We start from the raw sequence: 5,224 nt of genomic DNA, 5'->3' as shown, positions 1-5,224 counted from the left end.
GTGCTGCGGCGCGAGCTCGGCGCCGGTGACCTCGCCCGCACCGGTGTCGGCCGCCACGGCCTCGAACGGGCGCTGCTGCGGCAGCGTGCTGGGGATCACCCCGGTCGGGCGGCCGGGTGCGAGGTAGACCCAGCCGGCCTGCCGCCATCGATCCCCGTCGAGGGCGTGCCGGGCGTCGACCACCACCTTGCGGCGCACCAGCGCGCCGAGCCACACCGGGTCGAGTTCGGCGAACTGGCGCCACTCGGTAAGCAGCACGACCGCGTCGACGTCCGCGGCGACGCCGTCGACGGACTCGCTGTAGGCGACCCCGGGCAGCGAGCGGCGAGCGTTGTGGGTCGCCACCGGATCGACGACGATCACTTCGGCACCGGTACGGGCCAGCAGATCAGCGACGGCCAGCGCCGGGGAGTCGCGCACGTCGTCGGAGTTCGGCTTGAAGGCGGCGCCGAGTACCAGCAGTCGGCGCTCGGCCAGGGTGCCGTCCAGCGCGGCGGCGACCAGCTCGACGACCCGGTCACGGCGCCGGTTGTTGATCTCGTCGATCTCGCGCAGGAACCGCAGCGCGACCCCGACGCCGAGTTCGTCGGCCCGCGCCTGGAACGCGCGGATGTCCTTGGGCAGGCAGCCACCGCCGAACCCGACCCCCGGGCGCAGGAAGTTGCCGCCGATGCGCACGTCGTGGGACAGCGCCTCGGACAGGGTGAGCACATCGGCGTCCACCGCCTCGCAGACCTCGGCCATGGCGTTGATGAACGAGATCTTCGTGGCGAGGAACGAGTTCGCCGCGGTCTTGACGAGCTCGGCGGTCGGGTAGTCCGTCACGATCACCGGCACGCCCTGGGCGATCACCGGGGCGAACGCGGCGCGCAGCGCCCCCTCCGCGGCCGGCGAGGCCACCCCGAACACGAGCCGGTCGGGGTGCAGCGTGTCGGCGACGGCGAAGCCCTCGCGCAGGAACTCGGGGTTCCACGCGAGCTGCACGCCACCGAGGACGCGGACGATGTCGGCGTCCAGCGGCGTCGCGGGACCGGTGCCGGCCGCGTCGGCGGGAACGGCCGCGCCGGCGTCGACGACCTCGGCGACCGGATGGTTCGCCGGGGCCAGCCGGGCGAGGGTGCGGGCGATGCCGGCGGCCGTCCCGGCGGGCACCGTGGATTTGCCGACGACCAGGCACGGCCGGCGCAGCAGGGGCGCGAGCCGCTCGATTGCCGCGTTGAGGTGGCTGAGGTCCGCGCCGAGACCGTCCGCACGCTGCGGGGTGCCGACGCAGACGAAATGCACGTCGCCGAAGTCCGCGATCTCCTCGAACGAGGAGGTGAACCGCAGCCGCCCGGAATCGAGGTTCGACCGCAACAGGTCGGCGAGGTCAGGCTCGTAGAACGGGATGTCGCCGGCGGACAGCCGCTCGATCTTCGAATCGTCGACGTCCACTCCCAGTACCTCGAAGCCAAGCTCGGCCATACAGACCGCGTGCGTGGCGCCGAGATACCCCGTGCCGATGACCGTCAGGCGCGGCCGGGGCCCGGTGCCCGCCGCAGATCCATGGCTGTCCGACGTGCTCATCAGACTCCCTTTTCGTCGTCGTACCCCGCGGGGTTGAGGCGCTGGAACTCCCAGGCGTCTCGACACATCTGCGCGACCCCGCTGCGCGCGGTCCAGCCGAGCGCCTCGCGGGCGAGCGTCGCGTCGGCGACCAGCGCCGCGACGTCCCCGGGGCGACGCGGCACAACCCGGTGCGGAAGCACCCGGCCGCAGGCCGCCGAGAAGGCGGCGAGCAGCTCCAGGACCGAGGTTCCCCGCCCGGTCCCGAGGTTGATGACGCGATGACCGGCCTGGTCGCCCAGATGGTCGAGCGCGAGGCGGTGTCCCTCCGCCAGGTCGACCACGTGGATGTAGTCCCGTACTCCGGTGCCGTCCGGTGTCGGGTAGTCGTCACCGAAGACGGCGAGTTCGTCACGCCGGCCGACGGCCACCTGCGCGATGAACGGCATGACGTTGTTCGGCACGCCGTGCGGGTCCTCGCCGAGCAGGCCGGACGGGTGCGCGCCGATCGGGTTGAAGTACCGCAGCGAAGTGATGTGCCAGCCCTGGTCCTGCGCGCACACGTCGGCGAGGATCTGCTCGCACATCCACTTCGTCCGCGAGTACGGGTTCGTGGGTCGGGCCGGCGTGTCCTCGGTGATCGGCACCCGGTCGACGGCGCCGTAGATGGCACACGACGACGAGAAGACCAGCCGCCGCACGTCGTGCTCGGCCATGACGCCGACCAGTCCGAGCGTCGCGTTGACGTTGGCGTCGTAGTACTCCAGGGGCATCTCGACCGACTCGCCGACCGCCTTGCGCGCGGCGAAGTGCACCACCGCGTCGATCGGCCAGCGGCGGAAGACCTCGGCGAGTGCGTCACGGTCCCGCACGTCGAGGCGGACGAACTCGAACTCCCCGGTGGCGACCTTGCGGACCCGCTCCAGCACCCGAGGCGAGCTGTTGAGGAAGTTGTCCACCCCCACCACCCGGTAGCCTGCCGACAGCAGGTCGACACAGGTGTGCGAGCCGATGAATCCCGCGGCGCCGGTCACCAGGATCGTCCCGGTACGGTCCGTCGACATCACAGCGGAACCTCCTCGTTTCCTCAACGGCACGGCAGCACTGCCGGCCTTCCGGCGGGCGTCGTCCGTCACCGCAGGCCCCGCGGCGACCGGCATCCGGCGCCAGCGACCGCAGGAACCTCCATCGGGGCATTTCCTCCCTCAGGACCACGCCTACCCGTTGGAGCGGCGCACGCTGAACAATCCGACGAACGATCCGGCGCCCAACAGGCACAGGAGAACATAACCCCCAGGTCCGGTGGCCGCCGCCCCCGCGAACACCGTCGTCACGACGGCGGACCGCCCGCGGATACGCGCGGGTATCAGGCCGAAAGACGCAATCCCGCCGGGCGAAGACGGGCTCATGGCCCGGCGGAGCACCGTGCGATCCGGGCGTGTCACCCGTGCGGCACCGATCGCCGGGCCGAGCGGACCGGCGGCCGGCCGCGCCGACGGTTCGCGGCGGGTGGTCGCGGCCGCGGCCGTGGCGAACCGACCGTTCACCCGCGCGGCCGGGAACTCATCCGACGACCTGGGGGCTTTCGGTCAACTGGCCGGCGAACCAGGAGATTGTCCGGGTCAGACCCTCCTGTAGACCTATCTTCGGCTCCCAGCCAAGGAGGGTCCGGGCGACGGTGATGTCCGGCTGGCGCACCGACGGGTCGTCCTGCGGGCGTGGGACGAAGGTGATGGGCGCGGACGAGCCGCAGAGATCTCGCACCAGCATCGCGGTGTCGAGGATCGACATCTCGTGCGGATTGCCGACGTTCACCGGCCCGGGCAGGTCCGAGTGCAGCAGCCGGACGATTCCGTCGATCAGGTCGTCGACGTAGCAGATCGACCTGGTCTGGGAGCCATCCCCGGCGACGGTGATGGGCTCTCCGCGCAGCGCCTGCGAGACGAAGGCGGGAATGGCCCGGCCGTCGTCCAGCCGCATCCGCGGACCGTAGGTGTTGAAGATCCGCACGATTGCGGTGTCGACGCCGTGCTTGCGCCGGTAGGCCATCGTGACGGCCTCGGCGAATCGCTTCGCCTCGTCATAGACACTGCGCGGACCGACGGGGTTCACATTGCCCCAGTAGGTCTCCGGCTGCGGATTCACCTGCGGGTCGCCGTACGACTCGGAGGTAGAGGCGAGCAGGAATCGCGCGTTCTTCTCCCGGGCGAGTCCCAGCGCGTGGAATGTACCGAGCGAGCCGACCTTCAAGGTCTCGATCGGCAGCTCGTAGTAATCAAGGGGGGACGCCGGGGACGCGAAGTGGAGGACGACATCCACCGGGCCCGAAACATAAATGAAATCATTCACGTCCCGGTTGACCAACCGGAAACGGGGATCTTCCAGCAGGTGCTCGACGTTCGCCGGGCGACCGGTGAGGAAGTTGTCGAAGCAGATGACCTCGTAACCGTCGCCGAGGAGGCGTTCACAGAGATGACTACCGAGGAAGCCGGCGCCGCCGGTGACTATCGCACGCACGTGGAGTGCTCCCGGATCTGCAACAGGGTGGGACTGCGAACGGGTCGACCAACCGTCAGCGGGGATGGCCCGAGGGCACCTCCGACGCCACCTAGGCCGATGGGAGAGCTGGACCGCCGAACATCAGATCGTCCGGCGCCGGGCGTCACCTGACTCGATCTCCTGGCCGGACGATCAGCATCGGCACCGCCGCGCCCGGCGGGAAAAAACCCTCGACCTCACCACAGGACGACCCCCCAAGTGGCCTAGCCGGCCGGCAGTACCGGCCCTTTGGGCATGGTACACACACCCTGGATGGGTAACTCCACCGCCCTCCCACAGTCCGGGGATAGCCGCGAATCCGCAGACTCGTCACCTTAGGTGAGTGGACATTGCGGTTGGCGGAAAAGTTCGCGTCGCGCGAGCAATCAGCCCCATCACGATCTCCCGGGCAACCCTCGAAACCAGGATGTCCGCGGCGGCGGACAATCATCGGATCACCCGCGCCGAATCAAGGACCACCGTCGGCGGCTGATGCCGCGGGGACATCGGGAAGTAGCACTCGCGCGCCGGCCGAGGACGCCACCACCAGGGCGCCCGCGGGCCGGGCGCAGCAGAACAGGGCGATGTGGACGGGCCGCGACGCCGGCAATGCGACGCCGCCGTCGATCTCATAGCGGGTGTTGGTCACCTTGTGCGCCTGGGCCAGGGGATCGTCCGCGCCCGACGGCGGACCGTCGCCGCGGTGGACGACCATCATCTCAGTGCAGCCGGCCGGCCAGGTCCACCGCAGACGCCCCCGCTCCCAGCGCAGCCCGGTTGGCGGCGCCAGGGCGTCGGCCGCGTTGCCCGGCGCCGCGGCCTGGCCCGCGACCTGGCCCGTCGCGCCGTCCGGAGCCGGGGAGCCGACATCGTCGGGCGACGACGTGCGAGCCGGCTCGGACCAGCCGCTCCCCGCCGCGGCGGTGACCGCGTAGGCCGGGATCGTCCCCGGCGGTGCTCCGCCGTCCTCCAGGCTGGTCGCGGTGGTCACCCCGACCGCCCGCGACGATCCGTCGGCGGCGACGCGAGTGACCCGGTAGCGGACCGCACCGGGAGTCGGCGACGGCTGCCAGCGCACGACGACCGAGCCGCCCTCCCGCCTGGCGACCACGGCGGTCGGCGGCGCGGCGGCCGTGAGAAC

The 5,224-nt window shown here is 71.1% G+C and carries 3 protein-coding genes and 1 pseudogene; all 4 read right to left on the bottom strand.

Going from position 1 to position 5,224, the window contains the following annotated elements; all coding sequences use genetic code 11:
- A partial coding sequence (locus tag MXD58_RS19290) for a UDP-glucose dehydrogenase family protein (protein WP_250609680.1) occupies nt 1-1,566 on the bottom strand: 1,566 nt, incomplete at its 3' end.
- Nucleotides 1,566-2,609 carry a UDP-glucose 4-epimerase GalE gene (gene galE / locus MXD58_RS19285; RefSeq protein WP_248838273.1) on the bottom strand — a complete coding sequence of 348 codons (1,044 nt, stop codon included), beginning with the start codon at nt 2,607-2,609 and terminating at the stop codon, nt 1,566-1,568. The genes MXD58_RS19290 and galE, both read right to left, overlap by 1 nt.
- Before the next feature lie 499 nt (nt 2,610-3,108).
- On the bottom strand, nt 3,109-4,062 hold the full coding sequence (locus MXD58_RS19280; RefSeq protein WP_248838272.1) for a UDP-glucuronic acid decarboxylase family protein: 954 nt from the start codon (nt 4,060-4,062) through the stop codon (nt 3,109-3,111).
- 490 nt (nt 4,063-4,552) lie between these two features.
- Nucleotides 4,553-5,224 (bottom strand): annotated as a pseudogene (locus tag MXD58_RS19275) (hypothetical protein); the annotation flags it as partial.

Origin of the sequence: Frankia sp. AgKG'84/4 (assembly GCF_023242965.2) — a bacterium.
Lineage (GTDB): Bacteria > Actinomycetota > Actinomycetes > Frankiales > Frankiaceae > Frankia.
This window is presented reverse-complemented; position numbering and strand designations above follow the sequence as displayed.